We start from the raw sequence: 25,650 nt of genomic DNA, 5'->3' as shown, positions 1-25,650 counted from the left end.
GCGAACCCGTGCGAGGTGGGCCGGGCTGCCGGCCACCGCCTCGGCACCGCCGCACCACCCGTCGATCAGTACATGAGCGCTGCCAGGATATGGGTGGACGACGCTCAGGTACTGATCGACGATGCCCGCAGCGGCGCTCCCCGCGGGAGGCGGGCGCAGGACCGGCGTCCCGTACGCGCGGCGGCGCCGGAGCGGGCGACGTCGGACCGAGCAGCGCCGGACCCGGGGTCCGGCGCTGCTCGTCTCAGGTGATGTCCCGCCGCGCCCCGACGACGGCGGCCAGTGCGATCCCCGCGGCCGTCCACACGGCCAGGACCAGCAGCCCGACCCAGCCGGGCGGCGGGGCGCTGACCCCGGCCAGGAACTCCAGGACGAACTGCGACTGCGCCCCCAGCCCGGCCGAGCTCACGACCGGCTCCCAGATCGCGAGGTCACCGGCGTTGCCGGGCAGGAACGGCGTCAGCCGGGCGAACACCGACGGGTCGCCGATCGAGGACCCGTCGCCCGCGCGCAGCGCCCCGGCGATCAGGTTCTCCCCGATGAGCAGGTAGCCGACGGTGAGGGCGATCGCCCCGGCCTGGTTGGTCACCAGGGTCCCGACGGCGACGCCGAGCACCCCCCACAGCGCGCACACCAGGATGCCGATCGCGCCCAGCCCGGCGAGCTGCCCGAGGTCGGGCAGCTGCTGGCCGCCGAGCGCCGCACCGCCGAGCAGCGGACCGACCACGACGAGGAACAGCGCGTACAGCCCGGCGACGACGGCGGCGATCAGCGCCTTGGCCGCGAGCACCTGGCCGCGGGACCCGGTCAGGTAGGCCAGCGTGACGGTGCGGTGCCGGAAGTCGCCGGTGCCCAGCAGCGTCCCGAAGGCGCCGCCGACGATCGCGGTCATGGTCAGCGCCGACGCCAGCCCCGCGAGCATCAGGATCGACGAGGTGTCGGTGGCCTGCGGCACGAGCAGCTGCAGGATGCTGCCGAGCAGGCTCTGGGCCAGCGCGAGCAGCAGCACCGGCAGGAACAGCAGCCACCACACCCGGGTGGACAGGGTCTTGCGGACCTCGGCGGTCAGGACCGCGCGGAAGCGGTCGAGGCTCACGGTCGCCATCAGCGCTGCTCCTCCCCGGCGAGCAGGCGCAGGAACATCTGTTCCAGCCCGGCCCGCTCCTCGCTCATGCCGTACACGGCGACGCCCGCGGCGAGCGCCAGGTCCCCGACGCGGACCGCGTCGGCCCCGCCGACGGCCAGCACGCCGTCGTCGACGCGGTCGATCTCGGTGATCCCGTCCGTGGCGAGCGCCTCGGCCAGCCGGGCCGGGTCCGCGGCGCGCACGAGCACCCGCGAGCCGTGGCCGGCGCGCAGCTCGGCGACCGTGCCGTCGAAACGGCAGGCACCACGGTCGATGACGACCAGGCGCTGCGCGGTCAGCTCCATCTCGGCCAGCTGGTGGGAGGAGACGAGCACACTGCGCCCGGACGCGGCGAAGGCCTGCAGGAACGAGCGCAGCCAGGCGATGCCGTCGGGGTCGAGGCCGTTGCCCGGCTCGTCGAGCACGAGGATGCGCGGGTCGCCGAGCAGCGCGACGGCCAGGGCCAGGCGCTGGTTCATGCCGAGCGAGAACCCGCCCGCCGAGCGGTCCGCGGCGGCGGCCAGGCCGACCAGCGTGAGGACCTCGTCGACCCGCGAGTCGGGGACGCCGATCGCGGCGGCCGCGGCGCGCAGGTGCGCACGCGCGGTGCGCCGCGGGTGCACGCCCTGGACCTCCAGGACCGCGCCGACGACGCGGCCGGGCGAGGTCAGCGCGGAGAACGGGACGCCGTCGACGAGCGCTCGCCCGGTGCTGGGCACGACCAGGCCGAGGATCATCCGCAGCGTCGTCGTCTTGCCCGAGCCGTTGGGTCCGAGGAACCCGGTCACCGAGCCGGGCTCGACGGTGAACGACAGGTCGTGCACGGCCTCGACCGGGCCGAACCTCTTGCCCAGACCCTCGACGACGATCCGTCCGCTCCCGGCCGCCGTCACCGGGTCCGTGGACGCGGTCTCCTGCACTCCGGCCTCCCGCCGTTCTCGCGTCGCGCCCCGGTTCGCACCGGGGCATCGCCTGCCGGCCATCCTCGCCCAGCCCGGGATCCCACCGGGAGGCGGCCCCGGCGCGGGACCGGCCGGACGGCGGCGGCCGGGACCACGACCGCTACGCGGTGGCGCGCACCGCCGCTTCGACCGCCGCGGTGAGCGTGTCCAGGTACGCGTCGTCGCACGCCGCCCCGGTGACCGGCACCCGGAACTGCAGCGGAGCGATCAGGAGGTCGACCGCGGGGTCGACGTCCACGAGTTCCCGTTCGCCCCGGACGGGATGCCGACGCGCGTCCGGGCCGGGAGGCCGTCGGGGCCTGGATGCGCACCGTGCCCGACCTCCTGACCCTCGACGGCGGCATGCCCGACCTGCGTATCCACGAGGGTGCCGACACCCTGACCGCCGAATGGTCGTCGACCGGCCACGTCGCCGACGGCCCCCGGCCGCGATCTCCTCCGTCGCGGTGGCGACCGTCGAGGGCGACCTCGTCGTGCGTACCGCGACGACATCGATCCCCTCGACCCGCGCCCCGCCTTCCGCGCCCGCCACCGACGTCTCCCGGGGGCGTGTCCGGTCCGGTCGGCACTGGCGCGAGACCGACGAAACGGACTTGAATGGCGTGCGTCACACGCTCAGCGACGAGCCCCGAGGAGCCGCCCCGTGATCGACCCGACCAGCACCGTGTCCTCCCTGCTGCGCAGCCACGCCACCGAGCGCCCGGACGACGAGGCCCTGCGCTTCGGCGACGTCCGCCGCACCTGGTCCGAGCTCGACGTCCGGGTGCGCAGGCTCGCGGCGGCCCTGCGCGCGGAGGGCATCGGCCCGGGCGACCGGGTCGCGGTGCTGGACCTCAACCATCCGTCGTGCCTGGAGCTGTCGCTGGCGTGCGCGTGGATCGGGGCGGCGAACGCGGTCGTGAACTTCCGGCTCGCCCCGCCGGAGATCGTCTACGTGATCGGCGACGCGCGGACGCGGCTGCTGCTGGTCGGCCCGGAGTTCGCCGGGGCGGTCGGGCAGCTGCGGGAGAAGCTCGGCGCGGTGGAGCGGGTGCTCCACGTGGGCGGGGAGGCCGACGAGTACGAGGCGTTCCTCGCTGCGCACGAGCCGGACACCGATCCCTACGACGCCGGCCCCGGCGACTGCTTCGTGCAGCTCTACACCTCGGGCACCACCGGGTTCCCGAAGGGCGCGATGCTCACCCACGGCGCGATGCTGGCGCACGCCGCGCACGTCGCTGCGGACTTCGAGCTGACGCCGACCGACGTCGTGCAGGTCGCGATGCCGCTGTTCCACGTCGGCGGGACCAGCTACGCCTTCCTCGCACTCGCCCAGGGCGCGCGGATCGTGATGGCCCGGATGCCCGACCCGGCGGCGCTGCTGGACATGGTCGCCGCGGAGGGCATCACGCACACGTTCTGGGTGCCCGCGCTGATGGGCGCGATGACCCAGGTGCCGGGCGCGGCCGACCGGGACTACGCGTCGCTGCGGGCGATCTCCTACGGCGCCTCGCCGATGCCGCTGCCGGTGATGCGGGCGTCGCTGGCGCTGTTCGGCCCGAAGCTGCACCAGGTCTACGGGATGACCGAGGCCTGCGGCGTGGTCAGCTCGCTGGGCCCGGAGGACCACGGGGACCCGGCCGTCGAGCACCGGCTGGTGTCGGCGGGCAGGCCGATCACCGGCTGCACGATCGAGGTGCGCGACCCGGCGACGGGCGAGCGGCTCGGCACGGACGAGCCCGGGGAGATCTGGGTGCGGACCGACCAGCTGATGAGCGGCTACTGGGACAAGCCGGAGGCGACGGCGGCGGCGATCACCCCGGACGGATGGCTGCGGTCCGGCGACGGCGGCCACATCGACGGCGACGGCTACGTCTACGTCACCGACCGGATCAAGGACATGATCGTCTCGGGCGGGGAGAACGTGTACCCGGCCGAGATCGAGCGGGTGCTCGCCGAGCACCCGACCGTCGGCGACGTCGCCGTCATCGGAGTGCCCGACGACCGGTGGGGCGAGGTCCCGAAGGCCTGCGTGGTGGCCGCGCCGGGGGCGACCGTCGACCCCGAGGAGCTGCTCGTTCACGCGCGCGCCCACCTGGCGTCGTTCAAGTGTCCGAAGACCGTCGACGTCCTGCCGGAGCTCCCCCGCAACCCGACCGGCAAGATCCTCAAGAAGGATCTCCGGGCACCGTTCTGGGCGGGCCGGGAGCGCAGCACCGTCTGACGTGGCGCCGGTCTCATACTGAGACACGCCAAAACTTGACCGACTCAAGAAAAGCGGGCAGGCTCGCCGCCGTGTCGAACGCATCGGACTACGAGGGCATGCTGCGCGCAGCGTCGCTGCGCGTGACGCGTCCTCGCCTGGCCGTGCTGCAGGCGGTGCACTCCCACCAGCACGCGGACACGGAGTCGATCATCCGTGTCGTGCGGGAGGACCTCGGGGAGGTGTCGCACCAGGCCGTCTACGACGTCCTGCGTGCGCTGCACTCCTCCGGGCTGGTCCGCAGGATCCAGCCCACCGGTTCCGTCGCGCGGTACGAGGCGCGGGTCGGTGACAACCACCACCACGTGGTGTGCCGGTCCTGTGGCGCCATCGCCGACGTCGACTGCGCCGTCGGCTCCGCACCCTGTCTCACCGCCTCCGACGACAACGGCTTCGTGATCGACGAGGCCGAGGTCGTCTACTGGGGCCGGTGCCCCGACTGCTCATCCACTGATCCCGAGAGGATGTCCCGTGTCTGACGAGCACCCCACCGTCGAGAGCGAGATGAACCGCGAGCAGGACGGCGGTTGCCCCGTCGCCGCCGGCCGCATCGCGCACCCCACCGAGGGTGGCGGCAACCAGAGCTGGTGGCCGAACCAGCTCAACCTGAAGATCCTGCGCAAGCACGCCCCCGCCTCGGACCCGATGGAGCCGGACTTCGACTACGCGAAGGAGTTCGCGACCGTCGACCTGGACGAGCTCGCCCGCGACGTCGACGCCGTCATCACCACCTCGCAGGACTGGTGGCCCGCCGACCACGGCAGCTACGCCGGGTTCTTCATCCGGATGGCCTGGCACTCGGCCGGCACCTACCGGACCTACGACGGCCGCGGCGGCGCCGGCGCCGGCATGCAGCGCTTCGCCCCGCTGAACAGCTGGCCGGACAACGGCAACCTGGACAAGGCCCGCCGGCTGCTGTGGCCGGTCAAGCAGAAGTGGGGCCGCAAGGTCTCCTGGGCCGACCTGATGGTCTTCGCGGGCAACCGCGCGCACGAGATCTCCGGCTTCCCGATGTTCGGCTTCGCCGGCGGTCGCGCCGACGTGTGGGAGCCCGAGGAGGACGTGTACTGGGGCTCGGAGAACGTCTGGCTGGGCAACGAGGCGCGCTACGGCGGCAGCAAGGACTTCGCCCACCGCGAGCTGGAGAAGCCGCTCGGCGCGTCCCACATGGGTCTGATCTACGTCAACCCGGAGGGCCCCGACGCCAGCGGTGACCCGATCGCCGCGGCCCGCGACATCCGCGAGACCTTCGGCCGGATGGCGATGAACGACGAGGAGACCGCCGCGCTGATCGTCGGCGGCCACACCCTCGGCAAGACCCACGGCGCCGCCAACCCGGACGAGAACGGCAACGTCGGCCCCGAGCCGGAGGCCGCCGACATCACCGAGCAGGGCCTGGGCTGGAAGCAGAACTTCCGGTCCGGCAAGGGCCGTGACGCCATCACCTCCGGGCTCGAGGTCATCTGGACCCGGACCCCGAACCGGTGGAGCCACGACTACCTCAAGCACCTCTACGCCTACGAGTGGGAGCTGACCGAGTCCCCGGCGGGTGCCAAGCAGTTCATCGCCAAGGACGCCCCGGAGATCATCCCCGACCCGGAGCCCGGCTACCCGAACCGCAAGCCGACGATGCTGGTCACCGACGTCGCGATGCGCGTCGACCCGTCCTACGGCGAGATCACCCGCCGCTGGCTGGACAACCCGTCCGAGTTCGAGGACACCTACCGTCGCGCCTGGTACAAGCTGACCCACCGCGACATGGGCCCGAAGGAGCGCTACATCGGCGCCTGGGTGCCGCAGGAGGAGCTCCTGTGGCAGGACCCGGTCCCGGCCGTCGACCACCCGCTGGTGGACGCCGACGACGTCGCGTCGATCAAGGCGAAGGTCCTGGAGTCCGGCCTGTCGGTCACCGACCTGGTCAAGACCGCCTGGGCCGCGGCCTCGTCGTTCCGCCAGTCGGACAAGCGCGGTGGCGCCAACGGCGGCCGCATCCGCCTGGAGCCGCAGCTGCAGTGGGAGGTCAACGACCCCGACACGCTGCGCCAGGTCGTCTCGGGGCTGGAGTCGCTCCAGTCCGACGTCAACGCCTCGCTGACCGGCGGCAAGAAGATCTCCTTCGCCGACCTGGTCGTCCTGGCCGGTGCCGCGGCGCTGGAGAAGGCCGCCAAGGACGGCGGGCACGACATCACCGTGCCGTTCGTCCCGGGCCGCACCGACGCCACCCAGGAGAAGACCGACGTCGAGTCGTTCTCCTACCTGGAGCCCACCGCGGACGGCTTCCGCAACTACCGCGGCAAGGGCCACACCCTGCCCGGCGAGTTCCTGCTCGTCGACCGCGCGAACCTGCTCGGCGTCTCCGCCCCGGAGATGACCGTGCTGGTCGGCGGCCTGCGTGTGCTGGGCGCCAACACCGGCGGGTCGACGGCCGGCGTGTTCACCGACAAGGTCGGCACGCTGACCAACGACTTCTTCACCAACCTGCTGGGCTCCGATGTCCAGTGGCGTTCGGTCGCCGGTGACGACGACTCCTTCGAGGCCGTCGACGCCTCCGGGAACGTGAAGTGGACCGGCACCCGCGCCGACCTGGTCTTCGGCTCGAACTCCGAGCTCCGCGCCGTCGCCGAGGTCTACGCCTCCGACGACGCGGAGGAGAAGTTCGTCCGCGACTTCGTCGCCGCGTGGGACAAGGTCATGATGGCCGACCGCTACGACGTCTGATCGTCGCGTAGCAGCGCGTCACGACGCCCGGGCCGGGTCACCGGTCCGGGCGTCGTCGCGTCTGTGCCCTCGCCGTACACCTCCGTCGAGACGCAGCTGAAGGCTTGCGGCGCGCCCCCGCACGACCCTGAGTTGCCTATCGACGCTTTCCGGACGCCGAGATGCAGCTCAGCGGGCTGGGGAGATCCACAATTCCCGCTGAGCTGCATCTCGGCGTTCGACCCGCGGCCCGGCCCCCTGGCGGAGTGCCGGCGGCACGCGCGGAGGCGGCGGGTCACCCCAGCCCGCCGAGCACCCCCGCGAGCCCCGTGGGCTCGGACAGCATCGGCCAGTGCCCCGTCGGGAGCGCGACGATCGTCCACTCCGGACCGCCCATCTCCGCGAACCCGGGCACGCCCGCGTCGATCAGCCCCCGGACGTCATCGGGAGCGAAGCTGCAGGCCACGACGGTCTTGGGCAGCGAGGGGTCGGGCGTCCCGCGACGCGCGCCGGTGAGCACCACCCCGGGCGGCTCGGCCACCGAGCGGGCGCGGACGTCGTCGAAGACGGCGTCGGGGATTCCCGCGGTGCTGCTGCCCGCGGCGTCGAGCTCGGCACGGGACGGCATGGGCAGTGCGCCGTGCTCGGCGAGGGCCCCCCGGGTCGCGGCCTGCGCGTCGGGCGGGGTGACGTCGATCTGCGCGACGCCGTCGGGCAGCGGGCCGGTGTCGACGAACACGAGGTGCGCGAGCCGGCCCCGGGCGCGCTCGGCCACCGCGGCGCAGACGGGGCCCGCGCCGCTGTGGGCGACCAGGACGACCGGGGCGCCCGCGTCACCGAGGGCGGTGACCACCTCGTCGACGCGGGTCTCCGCGGTCGCACCGGGATCGTGGCCGAGGTCGAGCGCGGCCACGTCGTGCCCGCGGGCGCGCAGGTCGTCCGCGACCGCGTCCCACACCGTCGCGTCGATCCAGAAACCGGGGACCAGGAGGTAGCTCGTCATGCCGCGAGCCTGGCGGCGGATGAGGACGGTTCCGGTCCTCGTCCTACTTCTTCTGCTGCTGCGCCTTCAACCGTGCAGCCTCGCGCTGGCTCTCGGCGCGGGTGGCGCGCTCGCGCGCGAGCCACTCCGGCTCCTCGGACTTGATCGCGGCGATCTGTTCGGTGGTCAGCGGCTCGGTGATCCCGGCGCGGGCGAGCCCCGAGATCGACACCCCGAGCCGATCGGCGACGACCGGGCGCGGGTGCGGCCCGGTGGTGCGCAGCTCACGCAGCCACTCCGGCGGGTCGGCCTGCAGGGCGTCGAGCTCGTCGCGCGAGACGACCCCCTCGCGGAAGTCCGCCGGGGTGGCGTCGAGGAGCACGCCGAGCTTCTTCGCCGCGGTCGCGGGCTTCATCGTCTGTGCGGACCTCTGGCGCGTCATGTCACCAGGCTATGCGGCTAGCCTCGACCGGTGACCGCCACGTCCTTCCACCTCGGATACGTCCCGGGCGTCACGCCCGGCAAGTGGACCCGGATGTGGGCCGAGCGCCGCCCCGGGGTCCCCCTGGAGCTGCACACGGTGACCGCCGCCGAGGCCGCGGACCTGGTCCGCGCGGGCACGGTGGACGCCGCCGTCGCCCGGCTGCCGATCGACCGGACCGGGCTGCACGCGATCCCGCTCTACACCGAGACCACCGTGGTGGTCGTCCCGAAGGAGCACGTGGTGACCGCCGCCGACGAGGTGACCGTCGCCGACCTGGCCGACGAGATCGTCCTGCGCACCGGCGACGACACGCTCGACTGGCCCGGCGGGCCGCCCGGCCGGGCCGCGGAGTACGCCCCGCCGACGACGGCCGAGGCGGTCGAGATCGTCGCCGCGGGGGTCGGGGTGCTGGTCGTCCCGCAGTCGCTGGCCCGGCTGCACCACCGCCGGGACCTCACCTACCGGCCGCTGGTCGACGCCCCGGGCTCCGGCGTCGCGCTGACCTGGCCGGACGCGGAGAACAGCGACCTGATGGAGGAGTTCATCGGGATCGTGCGCGGCCGCTCGGCGCACAGCACCCGGACCCGCCGCAGCGAGGCCCCGGCGGCACCGGCACCGCGCACCCCGTCGACGGCGGGGAAGCGGCGACCGGCCCGGCGTCGCCGCTAGGGCGTGTCTCCCCATCCGGCGCCGCCGGGCCCGGTGATCCACGTCGCCGCCGGCAAGGCAGCCGGGCCGCCCTCGTACCGGGCGTATTCGGGCGGTCCGGCAACGCCGCCGACGGCGGCGTGGGCGCCGGGAGCGACGGTGGCGGATGGGGAGACACGCCCCAGGACCCCGGACACGACGACGCCCCCGGTGCACGGGGCACCGGGGGCGTCGGACGTATGACGCGGAGGGGTCAGGCCGCGGTGGCGGCCGGCTTCTTCGAGAGCTTCTCGAGGCGGCGCGTGGTGGGCCAGCGGACCGCGGTCGCCCAGCCGAGCTTCTCGAAGCCCCGGATGACGACGGCCGAGATGTCGATCTGGCCCTTCTTCACACCGTGCCGGGCGCAGGTCGGGTCGGCGTGGTGCAGGTTGTGCCAGGACTCGCCGAAGGACAGGACCGCCAGCCACCAGACGTTGGCGGACTTGTCACGGGAGGCGAAGGGGCGCTCGCCCCAGATGTGGCAGATCGAGTTGATCGACCAGGTGACGTGGTGCAGCACCGCGACGCGGACCAGGCCGGCCCAGAAGAACGCGGTGAACGCGCCCCACCAGGACATGGTGACCAGGCCGCCGACGAGCGCCGGGCCCGCCAGGCTGAACACGACGATCAACGGGAACGCCTTCTCCACGCGCATCATGTCGCGGTCGGTGAGCAGGTCCGGGGCGAACCGCTTCATGTTCGTGAGGTCGCGGTTGAAGATCCAGCCCATGTGCGAGTGCCAGAAGCCCTTGACCAGCGCCTTCGCGCCGGTGCCGTAGAGCCACGGCGAGTGCGGGTCGCCCTCCTTGTCGGAGAACGCGTGGTGCCGGCGGTGGTCGCCGACCCAGTCGAGCACGCTGCCCTGGAGCGAGATGCTGCCGGCGATCGCCAACGCGATCCGCAGCGGCCGGTTCGCCTTGAACGAGCCGTGGGTGAAGTAGCGGTGGAAACCGACCGTCACGCCCAGGCCGCTGACCAGATAGAACACGACGAACAGCGCGACGTCGACCCACCCGAGGCCCCAGCCCCACGTGAGCGGGACGGCGGCGAACAGCGCGAGCGTCGGGAGGACGACGAACAGTCCGACCAGGAACATCGCGCCGGGCGGGCGCTGCCCGTCGACGATCGGCGCGGGCGTCCGCTTCGCGGACGTGCTGCGGGGGGGTGCGGCCTCGAGCGTCATGCGTCCCACTGTCGCGGAACCCGTACCCCGCGGGCAGTGCGGTTAACCCCCCTGTTGGGATTCGGGTTCCGCCCCGGTCCGGACTTGACCGACGAGTAACTTGTGAGTACTGAACGGGGAGTGAAGCTCTCCACCGTCCTCCCCTACGGCGACGACCCGATCCGCAACGCGGACGCCGTCACCGACATGGAACGCGCCGGCCTCGACGTCGTCTGGGCCGCCGAGGCCTACTCCTTCGACGCCGTCTCCCTGCTCGGCTACCTCGCCGCACGCACCGAGCGGCTCGAGATCGGCTCGGCGATCCTGCCCATCTACTCGCGCACCCCGACCCTGACCGCGATGACCGCGGCCGGCCTCGACGCCCTGTCCGACGGCCGGTTCAGCCTCGGCCTCGGCGCATCCGGCCCGCAGGTCATCGAAGGCTTCCACGGCGTCGCCTACGACAAGCCGATCGGGCGCACCCGGGAGATCATCGAGATCTGCCGCAAGGTCTGGAAGCGGGAGGAGAAGCTCACCAACGACGGGCTCTACCCGATCCCGCTACCCGGAGGAACCGGCCTCGGCAAGCCGCTGAAGATCATCAACCACCCCAAGCGCGCCGACATCCCGATCTGGGTGGCCGCGCTGGGCGAGAAGAACCTGCAGATGACCGCCGAACTCGCGAACGGCTGGCTGCCGCACGTCGTGCTGCCGGAGAAGATCCAGGAGGTCTTCGGGCCCGCCCTCGAGGCCGGCTACGCCAAGCGCGCCCCCGAGCTGGGCCCCCTGCAGATCACCGGCGGCGGGATCGTCGCGCTCGAGGAGGAGTTCTTCGAGCCGGCCCGCCAGGCCGCCCGCGGCCTCTACGCGCTCTACATCGGCGGCATGGGCGCGCGCGGCAAGAACTTCTACAACACCGTCTTCGCCAAGCAGGGCTACGCCGACGCGGCGAGGACCGTGCAGGACCTCTACCTGGACGGGAAGAAGGAGGAGGCCATGGCCGCGCTCCCGGACGACTTCATCGACAAGGTCACCCTGATCGGCTCCGAGGGCCACGTCCGCGAGCGGATCGCGGCGCTGCAGGAGAACGGGATCACCCACCTGCACGTGAACCCGATGACCGACGACGTGAACCACACGTTCGAGAAGCTCAAGACCTGGATGTCGTAGGTCCGGGCTTGCCGGGCCCGCGCGGGCGTGCTCATCTGGGTGACATGGTCGACAGCGCTGTTGGTCAGGACGTCGCCCCCGAGGAGTTCGACGCGGTCGTGGTCGGAGCCGGGTTCGCCGGGCTCTACATGCTGCACCGTCTGCGCGGGCTCGGGATGTCCGCCGTCGTGCTGGAACGCGCCGACGGCGTCGGCGGGACCTGGTACTGGAACCGCTACCCGGGCGCGCGGTGCGACTCGGAGAGCTACTACTACTGCTACTCCTTCGACTCCGCGCTGGAGCAGGAGTGGACCTGGACCGAGCGCTACCCGCGCCAGCCGGAGATCAGGGCCTACCTCGACCACGTCGCCGACCGGTTCGACCTGCGCCGTGACATCCGGCTCTCGACCACCGTCACCGGGGCCCGCGCCGACGCCGACGGCCGGGGCTGGACCGTGTCCGTCGAGGACGGCCCCGACCTGTGCTGCCGGTTCCTGGTCACCGCGGTCGGCTGTCTGTCCGCGGCGAACGTGCCGGACCTGCCGGGCCTGGACGACTTCGCCGGGCGCTGGTTCCACACCGGCAGCTGGCCGCACGGGGGCGTCGACGTCGCCGGGCGGCGGGTCGGCGTCGTCGGCACCGGCTCGACCGGGATCCAGGCGATCCCGGTGCTGGCCGAGCAGGCCGCGCACCTGACCGTCTTCCAGCGCACCCCGAACTACTCGATCCCGGCCCGCAACGGCCCGCTGACCGAGGACGAGTCGCGCGCCTACAAGGCCGACTACGACCGCATCCGCGGGATCCAGGCCGGATCCACCAACGGGCACCCGTTCACGATCGACGACCGCTCCGCCCTCGACGACCCCGACGACGAGCGCGATCGCGTCTACCGGGCCGCCTGGGAGCGCGGCGGGCTGCGGTTCCGCGCGGCCTACCGGGACCTGCTCGCCGACGAGGCCGCCAACGCCACCGCCTCGGAGTTCATCCGCGACCGGATCCGGGAGGTCGTCGAGGACCCGGCGACCGCCGAGGCGCTGCTCCCGCACGACCACGGCTTCGCCACCAAGCGCCCGCCGATCGACACCCACTACTTCGAGACCTACAACCGCGACGACGTGACGCTCGTCGACGTCCGGGCCGACCCGGTCGAGGCCGTCGAGCCGGGTGGCCTGCGGCTGCGTTCGGGCGCGCTGCACGAGCTGGACGACCTGGTGTTCGCCACCGGCTTCGACGCGCTGACCGGTCCGCTGCTGCGGCTGGACCCTGTCGGCCCGGACGGCACCGCGCTGAGCGACGCCTGGCGCGAGGGCCCCCGGACCTACCTGGGACTGGCCGTGTCCGGCTTCCCGAACCTGTTCACCGTCACCGGGCCGTTCAGCCCGTCGGTGCTCACGAACATGCCGACCTCGATCGAGCAGCACGTCGACTGGATCGCCGGCTGCCTGGCGCACCTGCGCGCGACCGGCCGGGACCGGATCGAGGCCGACCCGGCCGCCGAGCGCGACTGGGGCGAGCACAACCGGGCCGCCGCCGACGCGACACTGCTGCCGCGGGCCGCGTCGTCCTGGTACCTGGGCGCGAACGTGCCGGGCAAGCCGAGTGTGTTCATGCCCTACGCCGGCGGGTTCGCCCGCTACGCCGCGACCTGCGCCGACGTCGCCGCCGACGGCTACCGCGGGTTCCGGCTGTCCGGCCGCGGCCCGGCCGCGTGAGCACCACGCCACCCCCCGACGAGGGGACCTGCGGCATTGCGCCGTTCGGCCCAGTACCGGGGGGTCGTGTCACGGCTCGTAGGCAGGGCGTAGAGAATGTGTGACGTCATCCACGGTTCACGGCGCCCCGGGCAACCCCTGCCGGGGCACCCGCGACAGGACTCGCGACATGACGAGGAGCCCGACTTGCTGGAGCTCGCCATCCGGACCTCCGACGAGCCGATCTCCCCCGGTCAGTACCGGCACACGGCGACGCACGCCTGGTGGATGGGGACCTGCTTCGCCCGCGACGAGCTCTGCGTCCACTACAGCGAGCACCTGCTCCAGCAGTGGACCCCGCTCGACCCGGCCCAGGACTGGCTGCTCGACCGCGAGCTGACCGGCCGCGTGCACTGGCTGTCCGGCGACGGCGTGGCCGCGATCGAGGACGGCTTCGACATCGCCGACCAGTGGCCCACCGGCCGCTTCCGCGCCCCGCACGGCGACTTCTACGCCGCGCTCCACGGCCACCGGCCCGCCGCGAAGGTCGGCTCGTGGGCCAACCCCACCGAGGCGTTCCTCGCGGGCCTGCCCCGCGACCCGGCCGCGATGCTGGACCGGCTGATCGCCGACAGCCCGCCGGGCCGCGGCTACACCGGCCCGTTCCCCAGCGCGGTCGACGCGCTGCGGACCTGCCGGGTCCCCGCTGAACTGCGCGCGGTGCTCTACGCCGCGCTGCGCCGGATGCCGGCCGTCTCCCTCGGCGAGACCGACAACCTCGACGGCGAGCGGCACCCCACCCTCGTCCACGACGACGGGCCGGTCCGCACCGAGCTGCTGATCTCCCCCGTCGACGGGCAGTACGCCGGCGAGCGCGACACCGTCCGCCGCCCGGCCCGCGTCGGCCCGCCGGTCGGGACGGTCGTCGCCGAGACGGCGACGCAGACCGCGGTGGTCGGCGTCCTCGGGTCCCCGCCCGGCTTCTGAATCGTGCCGCTCGCCGTCCGCGTGCGGTCGATCACGAAACGATCACGAAGTGGGACCCGGCACACTGCCCGGTCTCGCGTCGAGGGGACTAACCTGGTAGCCGGTCGCGACAAATCGAGCAGCTATCAAGGCGGTTGACGCAGAGTGTCATCGAGCAGTACCTCCCATCAGGCGAGCGACTTCGGTCCGAACGAGTGGCTCGTCGAGGAGATGTACCAGCGCTTCCAGGAGGACCCGTCGGCCGTGGACCCGGCCTGGCACGAGTTCTTCGCCGACTACGGCAAGGACGGTGAGAAGGCCTCCTCGTCGTCCGTCGGGACCGAGGAGCCGGCCGACACCTCCTCCGGCAACGGGTCCGCCCCGGCGGCCTCCTCGGGTGGGGTCACCCGAGGTGCGGCCACCGAGGACGACCAGGGCAGCGGGAGCGGCACGGAGACCGGCGCGGCCGGCTCCGGCGACGCCCCGGCCCAGAAGGCCGTGACGAACGGCGGGAAGGCCGGCGGCAAGGGCACCGCCACCTCCCGCGACGTCCCGCCGCCGGTCACCCCGAAGGCCGAGCCGCCGCCCGCCGAGGAGCGCCTGCGCACCGCGAGCGCACCGGCCCCGGCGTCGTCGTCGAACGGGACACCGGCCAAGCCCGCCGCGGGCAGCGGTTCCAAGGCCGCGAAGCCGACGCAGGACGGGGGTGGCGCGACCACCACCCCGCTGCGCGGTGCCGCGAACGCCATCGCCAAGAACATGACCGCCTCGCTCGAGCTGCCCACGGCGACGAGCGTGCGTGCGGTGCCCGCCAAGCTGCTCGCCGACAACCGCATCGTCATCAACAACCACCTCAAGCGCACGCGCGGCGGGAAGCTGTCGTTCACGCACCTGATCGGCTACGCGCTGGTCCGGGCGCTGACCGACTTCCCGAACATGAACCGGCACTTCGCCGAGACCGACGGCAAGCCCTCGGTCGCGACGCCGGAGCACGTGAACCTGGGCCTGGCGATGGACATGCCGGGCAAGGACGGCAGCCGCTCGCTGATCGTCGTGTCGATCAAGGGCTGCGAGAACATGTCGTTCGCGCAGTTCTGGCAGGCCTACGAGGGCATGGTCCGCAAGGCCCGTGACGGCAAGCTGACCGCCGACGACTTCGCGGGCACCACGATCAGCCTGACCAACCCCGGCACGCTGGGCACCAACCACTCGGTGCCGCGGCTGTCGGTGGGCCAGGGCGCGATCGTCGGCGTCGGCGCGATGGAGTACCCGGCCGCCTTCCAGGGCGCGTCGGAGGAGCGGCTCGTCGAGCTCGGCATCTCCAAGATCATCACACTGACCTCGACCTACGACCACCGGATCATCCAGGGCGCCGAGTCCGGCGACTTCCTGCGCCGGATCCACCAGCTGCTCCTCGGCGAGGACGGCTTCTACGACGACATCTTCGCGTCGCTGCGGGTGCCGTACGAGCCGGTCCGCTGGGTGCAGGACTTCCCCGAGGGCGAGGTCGACAAGACCGCCCGCGTGCTGGAGCTGATCGAGTCCTACCGGACCCGTGGCCATCTGATGGCCGACACGGACCCGCTGAACTACCGCCAGCGCCGGCACCCCGATCTCGACGTCCTCAGCCACGGCCTGACCCTGTGGGACCTCGACCGCGACTTCGCGGTCGGCGGGTTCGGCGGGCAGAGCCACATGAAGCTGCGCGACGTGCTCGGCCTGCTGCGCAACTCCTACTGCCGCACCATCGGCACGGAGTACATGCACATCGCCGACCCCGAGCAGCGCAAGTGGCTCGAGGAGCGCATCGAGGTCGCGCACGTCAAGCCGGACTCCTCGGAGCAGAAGTACATCCTGTCCCGGCTGAACGCGGCCGAGGCCTTCGAGACCTTCCTGCAGACCAAGTACGTCGGGCAGAAGCGGTTCTCGCTGGAGGGCGGCGAGACCGTCATCCCGCTGCTCGACGCCGTGCTGGACAAGGCCGCCGAGCGCGAGCTCGACGAGGTCGTCATCGGCATGCCGCACCGTGGCCGGCTCAACGTGCTGGCCAACATCGTCGGCAAGCCGATCAGCCAGATCTTCCGCGAGTTCGAGGGCAACCTCGACCCGGGCCAGGCGCACGGCTCCGGCGACGTGAAGTACCACCTCGGTGCCGAGGGCAAGTACTTCCGCATGTTCGGCGACGGCGAGACCGCGGTCTCGCTGACCGCGAACCCGTCGCACCTGGAGGCCGTGGACCCGGTGCTGGAGGGCATCGTCCGCGCGAAGCAGGACCTGCTCGACAAGGGCGACGGCGGCTTCACCGTGCTGCCGGTGCTGATGCACGGCGACGCGGCCTTCGCCGGTCAGGGCGTCGTGGCCGAGACGCTGAACCTCGCGCTGCTGCGCGGGTACCGCACCGGCGGGACCGTGCACGTCGTCGTCAACAACCAGGTCGGGTTCACCACCGCGCCGGAGCACTCGCGGTCCTCGCAGTACTGCACCGACGTCGCGAAGATGATCGGCGCGCCGGTCTTCCACGTGAACGGCGACGACCCGGAGGCCTGCGTCTGGGTCGCCAAGCTGGCCGTGGAGTACCGCCAGCGCTGGAACAACGACGTCGTGATCGACATGATCTGCTACCGGCGCCGGGGCCACAACGAGGGCGACGACCCCTCGATGACCCAGCCGTCGATGTACGACATCATCGACGCCAAGCGCAGCGTCCGGAAGATCTACACCGAGTCGCTGATCGGCCGTGGTGACATCACCATGGAGGAGGCGGAGCAGGCGCTCAAGGACTTCTCCAACCAGCTCGAGCACGTCTTCAACGAGGTGCGCGAGCTCGAGAAGACCCCGCCGGTGATCTCGCCGTCGATCGAGTCCGAGCAGCTCGTCCCGTCCGACCTCGACACCTCGGTCCCGCTCGAGGTCGTCCACCGGATCGGCGACGTGCACGCCAACCTCCCCGAGGGGTTCGCCGTGCACAAGCGGGTCGAGCCCGTGCTGCGCAAGCGCGAGAAGATGTCCCGCGAGGGCGACGTCGACTGGGCCTTCGCCGAGCTGCTCGCCATCGGCTCCCTGGCGATGGACGGCCGGCTGGTCCGGCTGTCCGGTCAGGACTCGCGTCGCGGCACCTTCGTGCAGCGGCACTCGGTCCTGATCGACCGGCACACCGGTGCGGAGTACTTCCCGCTGCGCAACCTGGCCGAGGGGCAGGGCCGGTTCCTGCCGTACGACTCGGCGCTCTCGGAGTTCGCCGCGGTCGGCTTCGAGTACGGCTACTCCGTCGCCAACTCCGACGCGCTCGTCATGTGGGAGGGCCAGTTCGGCGACTTCGTCAACGGCGCCCAGTCGATCATCGACGAGTTCATCTCCTCCGGTGAAGCCAAGTGGGGCCAGCTCTCCGACGTCGCGCTGCTGCTGCCGCACGGCCTGGAGGGCCAGGGCCCCGACCACAGCTCCGGGCGCATCGAGCGCTTCCTGCAGCTGTGCGCCGAGGGCTCGATGACCGTCGCGCTGCCGTCGGACCCGGCGAACTACTTCCACCTGCTGCGCCAGCACACCCTCGACGGGGTGCGCCGGCCGCTGGTGGTGTTCACGCCGAAGTGGATGCTGCGTGCCAAGCAGGTCGTCAGTCCGCTGTCCGACTTCACCGAGGGCAGGTTCCGCCCGGTCATCGACGACCCGGAGCACGCCGGCAAGGGCGACACCGTCTCCGGGGTGAAGCGGGTGCTGTTCTGCTCCGGCAAGATCTACTGGGAGCTGGCCGCGGCCCGCGACAAGCGCCGCAAGAACGGCGACACCACGGTGGACGAGGCCGCGCTGGTCCGCGTCGAGCGGCTCTACCCGATGCCGGCCGAGGAGATCGCCGCCGTCCTCGAGCGCTACCCCGAGGCCGCCGGTGACGTCCGCTGGGTCCAGGAGGAGCCGGCCAACCAGGGCTCGTGGCCGTACTACGGCCTGGAGCTGCCGCAGAAGCTGCCCCAGCTGCAGGGCAGCTTCACCCGGGTGTCCCGGCGTCGGATGGCGGCCCCGGCCGCCGGCTCGTCGAAGGTGCACGAGGTCGAGCAGGCCGAGCTGATCGACAAGGCGTTCGCCGGGTAACACCACGCACGACGACGGCCCGGTCGGGGATCTCCCCGGCCGGGCCGTCCGTGTCCCACGGGTCAGGAGCGGCGCGGGGCCCCGGCGACGACCGCGGCGCCGGTCACGACCGGCACGGCCCACTCCGCCACCCGGATCCGGCGGCGCAGTGCGGCATCCGGGCCCTCCGGTGTCGCGGCGCGGCGGCCCAGCGCCCCGGCCCAGGCGCTCGCGGCGAGCGCGGCGCCGGTCAGGGCGGTCCGGGTCGCCGCCGCGGCCGCGACGCCCGGCTCGCGCCGGCGGACCGCGTCGCGCGCCAGCAGGCCCGCCCCGCCCAGCAGGTGCGCCGCCGTCGCGGCGGTGCCGATCCGGCCCCACCCGCCCCAGCCCGCGCCGGCGAGCCGTTCGCGCTCGGCCGGGTCGCGGACCGCGTCCAGTGCGCCGTTGAGGCCGGTGACGCCCATCAGCGAGCCGCCGAACCAGGCGGCCAGGCCGACGTCGTGCAGGGTGCGGGCCACGGGAGGGGTGAGTGCCATGAGAACTCCGGAACGGGGGCGGCGGGGGCCGCGGGCGCGGCGGTCCGTCGACGCTACCGAGCGCTCCGCGGCGACGGCCCGTAGGTCAGGCGGCGCAGCAGCGTCTCGGCGGGCCCCCGCACGCCGGCCCGGTCGAGCCGGTACGCGACGACGACGGTCAGCAGCCACACCCCGACCGCGACCAGCGACGCCGACCAGCCCGACAGGTGCGCGCCCAGCCCGAGGCCCCAGGCGGTGAGCAGCGGCACGAACAGCAGCGACTGCGCCAGGTAGCCGCTCAGCGAGCGACGGCCGAGCGCGACCAGGGCCCGGACCGGCAGCGGTGCCGTCGGACGGGTTCCGAGCCGGTGCGCGACGAGGCCGAACACCGCCGCATAGCCGAGCGCGGCGAAGATCCCGGTGGCGATGTGCAGGCCGGCGAACGCACCCGGGTCCGGCAGCGCGATGACGCCGACGTGCACGAGGGCCTGGGCCAGCCCGGCCGACAGGCCGACGGCGATGCCGACGGCGGCGGTGCGGCGCAGCAGGGGCAGGTGCGCGCCCGGCTCCTCCAGCACGCGGTGCCGCGCGGCGAGCAGCCCGAGCAGCACCGCGGCGGGCATCACCAGCGTCACGAACGCCCCGGGGATCGCCGACACCCACAGCGCGAGCCGCAGCGGCAGCGTCGCGAACCAGTCCGGGGTGGCGAGGGCGAGCTGCTGCGCGGCGGACGTCGGCGTCGCGCCACCCGTGAACTGCGCCAGCACGCCCGTCGCCGCGGGGACGGCCACGGCGAGACCGACCAGGACCCCGGCCCCGATCCGCAGGGTGCGGTCGCTGCGGTGCAGGAACAGCGGCACCAGCACCAGGCCCAGGACCCCGTAGGTGCCCAGGATGTCGCCCTGCCACAGCAGGGCCGCGTGCAGCAGGCCGAGGACGAGCAGCCACCGGTGCCGGGTGCGCAGCAGCCGCCGCGCCTGCGCGTCGGTGCCGCCGCCGGCGATCCGGCGGGCGTACAGCTGCCCGATGCCGTAGGCGAACAGGAACCCGAACAACGTCCAGGCGCGGCCGTCGACGGCGGTGATGGTCACGACCTGGGCGATCCGGTCGGCGGGCCCGCCGTCCGCGGCGTGGAGCAGCGTGGCCCCCAGCTGCGAGGTGTAGGCGAACCAGGGCGCATGGGCCAGTGCGATCAGCAGCAGCATCGCGCCCCGGGCGAGGTCGGGGGCGAGCGCACGGTCGCTCACCGGGGTCGGGGCGACGGTCGCGGCGGGCGGCGCGGTGGGCATGGGATCTCCTCACGAGCGGTGGGAGACCCATCGGAAACGATGCCGTCGCGGCCGGGTCAAGCGGCGGCCGCCGTATCCTCGCCGGCATGTACTTCACCGACCGCGGCATCGAGGAGCTCGTCGACCGGCGCGGCGACGAGCAGGTCAGCGTCGAGTGGCTGGCCGACCGGCTCCGCGCCTTCGTCGACGCGAACCCGCAGTTCGAGACCGCCGTCGAGCGGCTGTCGAGCTTCCTCGCCCGGGACGACGCCGACGACGAGTAGCCGCGTGACCACAACGACCACAGGGCACGCAGCGACCACTACGTGGGCTGTGTCCGCAAGCGGGACCGGGGCCGGGGCCCGGACCTAGCGTTGCTCCTCGACACGTCCGTCGAGGAGGAGCACCGATGCTCATCGTTCTCGGGTCCGCGATGATCGCGGTCTTCATGTACCTGATCCTGGCGAAGCGGCTCGCGCCGACGCTGGCGCTGGTACTCGTCCCGCTGACCTTCGCCCTGGTGGCGACCGGCACCGGCCTGTCCGAACCGGGTGAGGACGGCGTCGTCGACTCGATCTCGTCGGCGTTCTCCGACTTCGCGCCGACGGCCGTACTGCTGTTCTTCGCGATCATCTTCTTCGGCACGATGATCGACGTCGGGCTGTTCGACCCGCTGATCCGCTCCGTGCTGCGCACGGTGGGCAACGACCCGGTGCGCCTGGTCGTGCTGACCGCGGTGCTCGCCGGTGTCGTCTCCCTCGACGGCGACGGCTCGACCACCTTCATCATCACGGTGTCCGCGCTGCTGCCGATCTACCTGCGGCTCGGACTGAGCCCGGTGGTGCTGACCCTCGTCGCCAACCTCGCGAACGGCGTGCTCAACATCCTGCCCTGGGGCGGCCCCACGATCCGCGCCGCGACGGTGCTGAACGTGTCGCCCTCGGAGCTGTTCAACCCGATGGTCCCGGGCATGGTGGCCGGCATCGCCACCGTGCTGCTGCTGGCCTGGCAGCTGGGCCGTTCCGAGCGCAAGCGGCTGCTCGCCTCGGGCCGCACGCTGTCGGTCGTCGCCGACGAGATGGTGGCGGTGCGCGAGCCCGCCCTGATCGGCGGGGGCGCCGGCACCGACGGCCCGGCCACCGGTTCGGGCGGGGGCCCCGCCGACGGAGCCGACGCCGGGGGCGCGCTGGAGGGCACGCTGGACCCGAACCGTCCGACGCTGCGGCCGACGCTGATCTGGTTCAACCTCGGGCTCACCGTCGCGCTGCTGGTGCTGCTGGGCATGGACGTCCTGCCGCTGTCGCTGGTGTTCGTCGCGGCCGCCGCGGTCGCCCTGGTCGTGAACTTCCCGAAGCCCGAGGACCAGCTCCGGGCGGTGACCTCGCACGCCTCCTCGATCGTCGGCGTCGTGTCCATGGTGTTCGCCGCCGCGGTCCTGGTCGGGGTGCTGTCGGGCACCGGCATGGTGACGGCGATGGCGAACGGGATCGTCTCGGCCGTACCGCCGTCGGTCGGCTCCTGGTTCGCGGTGATCACCGGTGTGCTGAGCATGCCGCTGACGTTCTTCCTCACCAACGACGCGTTCTACTTCGGCATCCTGCCGATCCTGACCGAGGCCGCGGGCCACTACGGCATCGACCCGGTGGAGATGGCCCGCGCCTCGATCATCGGCCAGCCGGTGCACATGACCAGCCCGCTGGTCCCGGCGCTGCTGCTGCTCGTCTCGCTCGCGAAGGTCGACCTGGCCGACCACCACCGCAGGGTGATCTGGCGGGCCGCGCTCTGCTCGCTGGTGATGCTCGGGGTCGCGCTGCTGCTGGGCGTCGTCCCGCTGGGCTGACCGCCCTCCCACGATCCGGTGCCGCACAGGCGGTACGCCGGGGAGGGGCGGACGGCGACCACCGGCCCCGGACCCCCGGCACGACCGTCGAGATGCAGCTCGGGGCGGCCCGCCACCCGCGGGGCAGGCCCCGGACTGCATCTCGGCGCGTCCGGCCCGTGCGGCCGGGCCTGGCCGGGCGGGTGCGGCGTGCGGGACGGGGTCAGTCGTCGTCGCGGCGCAGGCGGAACAGCCGCCGGTCGCCCGAGGAGCGCAGCTCGCGCAGGGCCTCGTCGGCGGCCTCCTCCAGCGCGGCGTGCTCGTCGGGGTCGGCCCGCAGGTCGGGGCGCGGCCGGGGCCGCCCCGGCTCCTCGGCCGACCACATCAGCTGCAACGCCGCCTCCCAGCGCAGCTCGAACATGCCGCGGGCCAGCGTGAGCCGATCCGCGGCGTCGCGCAGCTCCCGCTCGGTGCCGCGCAGCTCGCGGCGCAGCTCCTCGGCCCGCCGGGCGTCGCGTTCCCGCAGGTCGACGACGGCGCCGGCCAGCTCGGCCACGACCGCGCGGTAGCGCTCCACGGCACTCACACCCCACCTCCGGCGACGGTGTCCGGGCCGCCGCCGCCCGCGTCGGTCAGGATGACCAGCTGCGGGCGGCCGTGCCGGGAGCGGTCGAGGAACAGCGCGCGCCCCGGCGTCGGCGTCCAGTCCAGCGGCTGTCCGCCCAGCAGCGGCACCAGGTCGGTGCCCTGCACGCCGGTCGCCACCCAGGCGCCCAGGTCGTCGATCGCCGCACCCGGCGGGGCCAGCAGCGTCTTCAGCCGCTGCGCGCCCTGCCACCAGCCCAGCACGTGCACCCCGACCCCGGGCCCGTGGCGCAGCAGCGCCCGCAGGTCCTCGGTGCCGGTGCGGTCCAGCATCGACTCCGCCGCGTCGGCGCCGAACACCATGACCAGCAGCGACGCGTGTCCCCCACCGCCGCCCGACGCGGCCCGGGCGCGGACCGTCGCCGCCAGCTCGGCGACGCGGGCGGCGAACCCGTCGGCGGACACCTTCTCCACCGTGCCGGGCAGGTCCGGGGCGAGCGCGCCTGCGGCCGCCGCCGCGTCCGGGGCCAGCGGCACGAGCAGGATCTGCGCGCCGGCCGGGTCGGGCAGCGACGCCGCCACCGCGCGGACGGCCGAGCACAGCAGCGGGACCGCGACACGGGCGTCGGGCCCGATCACCCCGAGGTTGCGGCCGGGGCCGTCGGACAGCTCGGCTGCCGCGGGGCTGCCGTGCACGTCGACGAACTGCCCGACCAGCGCGCGGGGCACGCCGTCGGCGGGCAGCCGGGCGGCCAGTGCGTCGTGGGAGGGGGCGCGGGCGCCGTCGAAGACGACCGGCTCCGGGGTGTCGGGGAAGTCGGTGAACGCGGTGACCTGGACGTCGCGGACCACCGGGCCGCCCGCCTCGGGCAGCCGGACCACGTGGTTGCCGTGCGCGACGCCCGAGTCGTGGTTGACGATCGCGTGCCAGCGCGGGAGCGCCAGCGCGGCCTCGTTGTCCTGGGCGAGGATCCGCCGCGCGCGGGGCAGCGCGATCCGCAGCACGAACTGCTCGAAGATCGCCGAGCGGCCCCACAGCGCGTCGATGCCGGAGACGTCCTGGCTGGCCAGGACCAGGTGCACGCCCTGCGAGCGGCCGCGCCGGGCGACGTCCTCCAGCAGCGCGGTCGCCTCGGCGCTGACGGCGTCGCGACCGGTGAACAGGAACTGGAACTCGTCGATGACCGCGACGATCCGCGGCAGCCGCAGGTCGGGACGCTCCACCCGGAGCTCGGCCAGCTTGGTCGCGCCGTGCCGGCGGGCGGCCTCGGCGCGGCTGCGCATGACCTCGGACAAGTGGCGCAGCAGTGCCAGTCCGAACTCCCGGTCGGTGTTGATGTTGACGCCGATCAGCCGGGCCTGCGGGAGCCGGTCGGCGCGGTGGCCCTCCGGGTCCGGGGCGAACGGGGTGAACGACACCCCCTCCTTGAAGTCGAGCAGGTACAGCTCGACCTCGTCCGGGCCGTAGTGCGCGGCGAGACCGGCGATCCAGGCCAGCAGCAGGTTCGTCTTGCCCGACCCGCTGGGCCCGCCGACGAGCGCGTGCGGGGAGTGGTCGTCGAGGCTCAGCTCGGCGGGGATGCCGTCCTCGTGCCCGACGACGACCTTGAGCCCGTCGTGCGAGCGGCCCTCGCCGCGCCGGCGGGGCAGCATGTCCTTGAACGCGCCCAGCCGTCCGCGCCACTGCTCGTGCCCGGCGGCGATCGCCTCGCACACCGCGGTGACGTCGTCGGCCGGGACCGGCGGGTCCGGTTCGACGAGCACGTGCGGCCCGGTCACCGAGGTCCGCACCGGGACCGGCAGCCGGTCGTCGGCCGGGTCGAGGCCCGGCGGGTCCCCGAAGTCGACGGTCTCCACCGGGCGCGGCAGGGCCGCCGGGACGTCGAGCAGCACCAGCTGCACCCCCGCCGCGACGCCGCCGCGCGCCACCCGCTGCAGCTGGCGCAGCTCGGCCTCGGGCAGCTCGCGGCCGTTGCCGACCAGCACCGCCACCAGCCACGCCTCGGGCCGCTCCCCGGTGCGGTCGGCGAGCTCGCGCAGCGAGGTCGCGCCGTCGGCGAGCACCCGGGTCTGCACCCGGCGGATCCGGTCCGCGAGCTGGTCCAGCAGCCGCCCCAGCCGGGTCGGGTCGTGCACGGTCAGCAGCCCGGTGCGGGTCAGCGGGTACAGCCCGGGCAGGGCGCCTGCGAGCTGGCCGACGTCCCAGACGTGCACGTTCACCGCGCCGGGCCGGAAGTGCCGCACGGTGCGCAGGACCAGCTGCTCGACCATCGCCTCGGCCCGGTCGCGGGAGCGCGGCGTCGACACCACCTGCAGGTGCGCGCCGTCGAGCAGCGGGACCGCGACCCGGAACGGGGCACCGCCCTCCACCGAGCCGGTGCCCAGCACCCACATCTCCGGGACCGGGCCGGTCGGCTCGACGGTGCCCGCGACCGGCCTCCAGTCGGCCGGGTCGTCCCCGGCCGCGCCGGGGGTGGCGTCGGCGACGATCTCCGACAGCGTCTGCGGCGAGTCGCCCTGCCAGCGGTCGAACACGTGCGCCCGGTCCTCGGCGACCCGGGCGAGGACGCCCGCGAGCCGGGGGTTGCCGAGCACCCGGGCCAGCCCCGGATCGCGGCGCGCGGCGTCGTGCCCGGTCTCGCGCAGCCACAGCTCCGCCATGACCTCGGCGTGCCGGGCCGCGGCCCGGTCGCGACGGCCCTCCGCAGCGCCCAGGGCCCGCGACGCCGCCCGGTGGAACCCGTCGAAGGCGGACCGGATCCGCTCGCGACGGTTCGGACGACGTGCCATCAGGGGCGGGCGGGCGCGGTCAGAGCCGCGAGGCGACGTCGTCGGCGGACTGCATGGCGATGTGCAGGGCCTGCTCGACCTCGTCGATCTTCTCCGACGCGGCGGCGAAGCGGGCGCGGGCGTCGTCGGCGTCGTTCTGGGCGGTGCCGTAGATGTTCTGCGAGAACGCGGCGCCGGCCTCCTCGATGGCCTGGCGGGCGTGCCGCAGCGCGCCGAGGCTCTCGGTGGCCTGCTGGTTGGCCCGCCCGATCCCGGCCCGGATCTCGTCGATGTTCGCCATGCCCACCCTCCGTGCGTGCGCGTGCGGCGACCGTGACCCGGCCGACGCCGCGGCCAATCTATCGGCCGGTCCCGGTACCCGTTCATGGTGCGCCGGGCGTGCACCGCCTGCAACGGCGGGTGCGCCGTGCGTCGTAGCCCGTCGCCGCGATCGGGGGGTCCGATACGTCCGTTCGTGACC

General features: G+C 73.5%; 21 protein-coding genes. 10 read left to right on the top strand and 11 right to left on the bottom strand.

Annotated features, from left to right (window positions below; genetic code table 11):
• Positions 1–244: 244 nt before the first annotated feature.
• From DMP15_RS07690 to DMP15_RS07680, 3 genes are all read right to left on the bottom strand, one after another.
• The gene (locus DMP15_RS07690) at positions 245–1,105 is read right to left on the bottom strand and encodes an ABC transporter permease (protein WP_161152391.1); all 861 of its coding nucleotides are present in this window, start codon (positions 1,103–1,105) and stop codon (positions 245–247) included.
• The gene (locus DMP15_RS07685; protein WP_253067535.1) at positions 1,105–2,046 is read right to left on the bottom strand and encodes an ATP-binding cassette domain-containing protein; all 942 of its coding nucleotides are present in this window, start codon (positions 2,044–2,046) and stop codon (positions 1,105–1,107) included. Before DMP15_RS07685 ends, DMP15_RS07690 begins: the two co-directional genes overlap by 1 nt.
• 142 nt (positions 2,047–2,188) lie before the next feature.
• Entirely contained in the window at positions 2,189–2,326 is a 138-nt protein-coding gene (locus tag DMP15_RS07680) for a hypothetical protein (RefSeq protein ID WP_174565926.1), read from the bottom strand.
• Positions 2,327–2,731: 405 nt separating this feature from the next.
• Between DMP15_RS07680 and DMP15_RS07675 the strand changes: the two genes are divergently transcribed.
• From DMP15_RS07675 to katG, 3 genes are all read left to right on the top strand, one after another.
• On the top strand, positions 2,732–4,291 hold the full coding sequence (locus DMP15_RS07675) for a long-chain-fatty-acid--CoA ligase (RefSeq protein WP_337825582.1): 1,560 nt from the start codon (positions 2,732–2,734) through the stop codon (positions 4,289–4,291).
• A gap of 98 nt (positions 4,292–4,389) precedes the next feature.
• The gene (locus DMP15_RS07670; RefSeq protein ID WP_073578604.1) at positions 4,390–4,809 is read left to right on the top strand and encodes a Fur family transcriptional regulator; all 420 of its coding nucleotides are present in this window, start codon (positions 4,390–4,392) and stop codon (positions 4,807–4,809) included.
• A complete protein-coding gene (gene katG, locus DMP15_RS07665) occupies positions 4,802–7,048 on the top strand; it encodes a catalase/peroxidase HPI (RefSeq protein WP_073578546.1) in 2,247 nt (748 codons plus the stop codon). Before DMP15_RS07670 ends, katG begins: the two co-directional genes overlap by 8 nt.
• Positions 7,049–7,322: 274 nt before the next feature.
• Here katG and DMP15_RS07660 read toward each other — a convergent pair whose 3' ends face one another.
• Positions 7,323–8,030 carry an esterase/lipase family protein gene (locus DMP15_RS07660; protein WP_073578547.1) on the bottom strand — a complete coding sequence of 236 codons (708 nt, stop codon included), beginning with the start codon at positions 8,028–8,030 and terminating at the stop codon, positions 7,323–7,325.
• A 43-nt stretch (positions 8,031–8,073) separates the two neighbouring features.
• A complete protein-coding gene (locus DMP15_RS07655) occupies positions 8,074–8,451 on the bottom strand; it encodes a DUF5997 family protein (protein ID WP_062397456.1) in 378 nt (125 codons plus the stop codon).
• 93 nt (positions 8,452–8,544) lie between these two features.
• Between DMP15_RS07655 and DMP15_RS07650 the strand changes: the two genes are divergently transcribed.
• Positions 8,545–9,162, top strand: a complete 618-nt coding sequence (locus DMP15_RS07650) for a LysR substrate-binding domain-containing protein (protein ID WP_337826679.1) — start codon at positions 8,545–8,547, stop codon at positions 9,160–9,162.
• A gap of 232 nt (positions 9,163–9,394) precedes the next feature.
• On the opposite strand, the gene DMP15_RS07645 is transcribed toward DMP15_RS07650, so the two are convergent.
• Positions 9,395–10,363, bottom strand: a complete 969-nt coding sequence (locus tag DMP15_RS07645) for an acyl-CoA desaturase (RefSeq protein WP_337825581.1) — start codon at positions 10,361–10,363, stop codon at positions 9,395–9,397.
• A 120-nt stretch (positions 10,364–10,483) separates the two neighbouring features.
• Here DMP15_RS07645 and DMP15_RS07640 point away from each other — a divergent pair, with 120 nt between their 5' ends.
• From DMP15_RS07640 to DMP15_RS07625, 4 genes are all read left to right on the top strand, one after another.
• A complete protein-coding gene (locus DMP15_RS07640; RefSeq protein WP_337825580.1) occupies positions 10,484–11,512 on the top strand; it encodes an LLM class F420-dependent oxidoreductase in 1,029 nt (342 codons plus the stop codon).
• Between the two features lie 44 nt (positions 11,513–11,556).
• Positions 11,557–13,203 (top strand): flavin-containing monooxygenase, encoded by a 1,647-nt coding sequence (locus DMP15_RS07635; RefSeq protein WP_073578551.1) that lies wholly within the window; start codon positions 11,557–11,559, stop codon positions 13,201–13,203.
• Between the two features lie 186 nt (positions 13,204–13,389).
• The gene (locus DMP15_RS07630; RefSeq protein ID WP_337825579.1) at positions 13,390–14,169 is read left to right on the top strand and encodes a hypothetical protein; all 780 of its coding nucleotides are present in this window, start codon (positions 13,390–13,392) and stop codon (positions 14,167–14,169) included.
• A gap of 144 nt (positions 14,170–14,313) precedes the next feature.
• The gene (locus DMP15_RS07625; RefSeq protein ID WP_337825578.1) at positions 14,314–18,234 is read left to right on the top strand and encodes a multifunctional oxoglutarate decarboxylase/oxoglutarate dehydrogenase thiamine pyrophosphate-binding subunit/dihydrolipoyllysine-residue succinyltransferase subunit; all 3,921 of its coding nucleotides are present in this window, start codon (positions 14,314–14,316) and stop codon (positions 18,232–18,234) included.
• A gap of 62 nt (positions 18,235–18,296) precedes the next feature.
• Here the strand turns inward: DMP15_RS07625 and DMP15_RS07620 are convergent, their stop codons facing one another.
• Positions 18,297–18,749 (bottom strand): hypothetical protein, encoded by a 453-nt coding sequence (locus DMP15_RS07620; RefSeq protein ID WP_157818327.1) that lies wholly within the window; start codon positions 18,747–18,749, stop codon positions 18,297–18,299.
• A 53-nt stretch (positions 18,750–18,802) separates the two neighbouring features.
• On the bottom strand, positions 18,803–20,017 hold the full coding sequence (locus tag DMP15_RS07615) for a DUF418 domain-containing protein (RefSeq protein WP_100878632.1): 1,215 nt from the start codon (positions 20,015–20,017) through the stop codon (positions 18,803–18,805).
• An 86-nt stretch (positions 20,018–20,103) separates the two neighbouring features.
• Between DMP15_RS07615 and DMP15_RS07610 the strand changes: the two genes are divergently transcribed.
• Together DMP15_RS07610 and DMP15_RS07605 are read left to right on the top strand one after the other, a co-directional pair.
• Positions 20,104–20,280: a DUF6104 family protein gene (locus DMP15_RS07610; protein ID WP_020623156.1), complete on the top strand. Its 177-nt coding sequence runs from the start codon at positions 20,104–20,106 to the stop codon at positions 20,278–20,280.
• A gap of 125 nt (positions 20,281–20,405) precedes the next feature.
• A complete protein-coding gene (locus tag DMP15_RS07605; RefSeq protein WP_100878633.1) occupies positions 20,406–21,836 on the top strand; it encodes a CitMHS family transporter in 1,431 nt (476 codons plus the stop codon).
• Positions 21,837–22,038: 202 nt separating this feature from the next.
• Here the strand turns inward: DMP15_RS07605 and DMP15_RS07600 are convergent, their stop codons facing one another.
• Genes DMP15_RS07600 through DMP15_RS07590 form a run of 3 tightly spaced genes read right to left on the bottom strand, consistent with a single transcriptional unit; the run spans position 22,039 to position 25,470 of the window.
• Positions 22,039–22,401, bottom strand: coding sequence for a hypothetical protein (locus tag DMP15_RS07600; RefSeq protein ID WP_139283056.1), 363 nt, complete (start codon positions 22,399–22,401; stop codon positions 22,039–22,041).
• Positions 22,398–25,190, bottom strand: coding sequence for an FtsK/SpoIIIE domain-containing protein (locus DMP15_RS07595; RefSeq protein ID WP_100878634.1), 2,793 nt, complete (start codon positions 25,188–25,190; stop codon positions 22,398–22,400). Before DMP15_RS07595 ends, DMP15_RS07600 begins: the two co-directional genes overlap by 4 nt.
• Positions 25,191–25,209: 19 nt before the next feature.
• On the bottom strand, positions 25,210–25,470 hold the full coding sequence (locus tag DMP15_RS07590) for a hypothetical protein (protein WP_020623160.1): 261 nt from the start codon (positions 25,468–25,470) through the stop codon (positions 25,210–25,212).
• Between the last annotated feature and the right edge of the window lie 180 nt (positions 25,471–25,650).

The sequence above is a fragment of the Pseudonocardia sp. UM4_GMWB1 genome, assembly GCF_017312155.1.
GTDB lineage: Bacteria > Actinomycetota > Actinomycetes > Mycobacteriales > Pseudonocardiaceae > Pseudonocardia > Pseudonocardia alni.
The sequence above is the reverse complement of the archived record's forward strand: the minus strand, read 5'-3'. Positions and strand labels throughout refer to the sequence as shown.

What these genes read in the sequence shown, in the direction of transcription:
- DMP15_RS07690 (WP_161152391.1), bottom strand. Translation starts at nt 1,105, where the DNA reads ATGGCGACCGTGAGCCTCGACCGCTTCCGCGCGGTCCTGACCGCCGAG.
- DMP15_RS07670 (WP_073578604.1), top strand. Translation starts at nt 4,390, where the DNA reads ATGCTGCGCGCAGCGTCGCTGCGCGTGACGCGTCCTCGCCTGGCCGTG.
- DMP15_RS07660 (WP_073578547.1), bottom strand. Translation starts at nt 8,030, where the DNA reads ATGACGAGCTACCTCCTGGTCCCCGGTTTCTGGATCGACGCGACGGTG.
- DMP15_RS07655 (WP_062397456.1), bottom strand. Translation starts at nt 8,451, where the DNA reads ATGACGCGCCAGAGGTCCGCACAGACGATGAAGCCCGCGACCGCGGCG.
- DMP15_RS07650 (WP_337826679.1), top strand. Translation starts at nt 8,545, where the DNA reads ATGTGGGCCGAGCGCCGCCCCGGGGTCCCCCTGGAGCTGCACACGGTG.
- DMP15_RS07645 (WP_337825581.1), bottom strand. Translation starts at nt 10,363, where the DNA reads ATGACGCTCGAGGCCGCACCCCCCCGCAGCACGTCCGCGAAGCGGACG.
- DMP15_RS07635 (WP_073578551.1), top strand. Translation starts at nt 11,557, where the DNA reads ATGGTCGACAGCGCTGTTGGTCAGGACGTCGCCCCCGAGGAGTTCGAC.
- DMP15_RS07620 (WP_157818327.1), bottom strand. Translation starts at nt 18,749, where the DNA reads ATGGCACTCACCCCTCCCGTGGCCCGCACCCTGCACGACGTCGGCCTG.
- DMP15_RS07615 (WP_100878632.1), bottom strand. Translation starts at nt 20,017, where the DNA reads ATGCCCACCGCGCCGCCCGCCGCGACCGTCGCCCCGACCCCGGTGAGC.
- DMP15_RS07610 (WP_020623156.1), top strand. Translation starts at nt 20,104, where the DNA reads ATGTACTTCACCGACCGCGGCATCGAGGAGCTCGTCGACCGGCGCGGC.
- DMP15_RS07605 (WP_100878633.1), top strand. Translation starts at nt 20,406, where the DNA reads ATGCTCATCGTTCTCGGGTCCGCGATGATCGCGGTCTTCATGTACCTG.
- DMP15_RS07595 (WP_100878634.1), bottom strand. Translation starts at nt 25,190, where the DNA reads ATGGCACGTCGTCCGAACCGTCGCGAGCGGATCCGGTCCGCCTTCGAC.
- DMP15_RS07590 (WP_020623160.1), bottom strand. Translation starts at nt 25,470, where the DNA reads ATGGCGAACATCGACGAGATCCGGGCCGGGATCGGGCGGGCCAACCAG.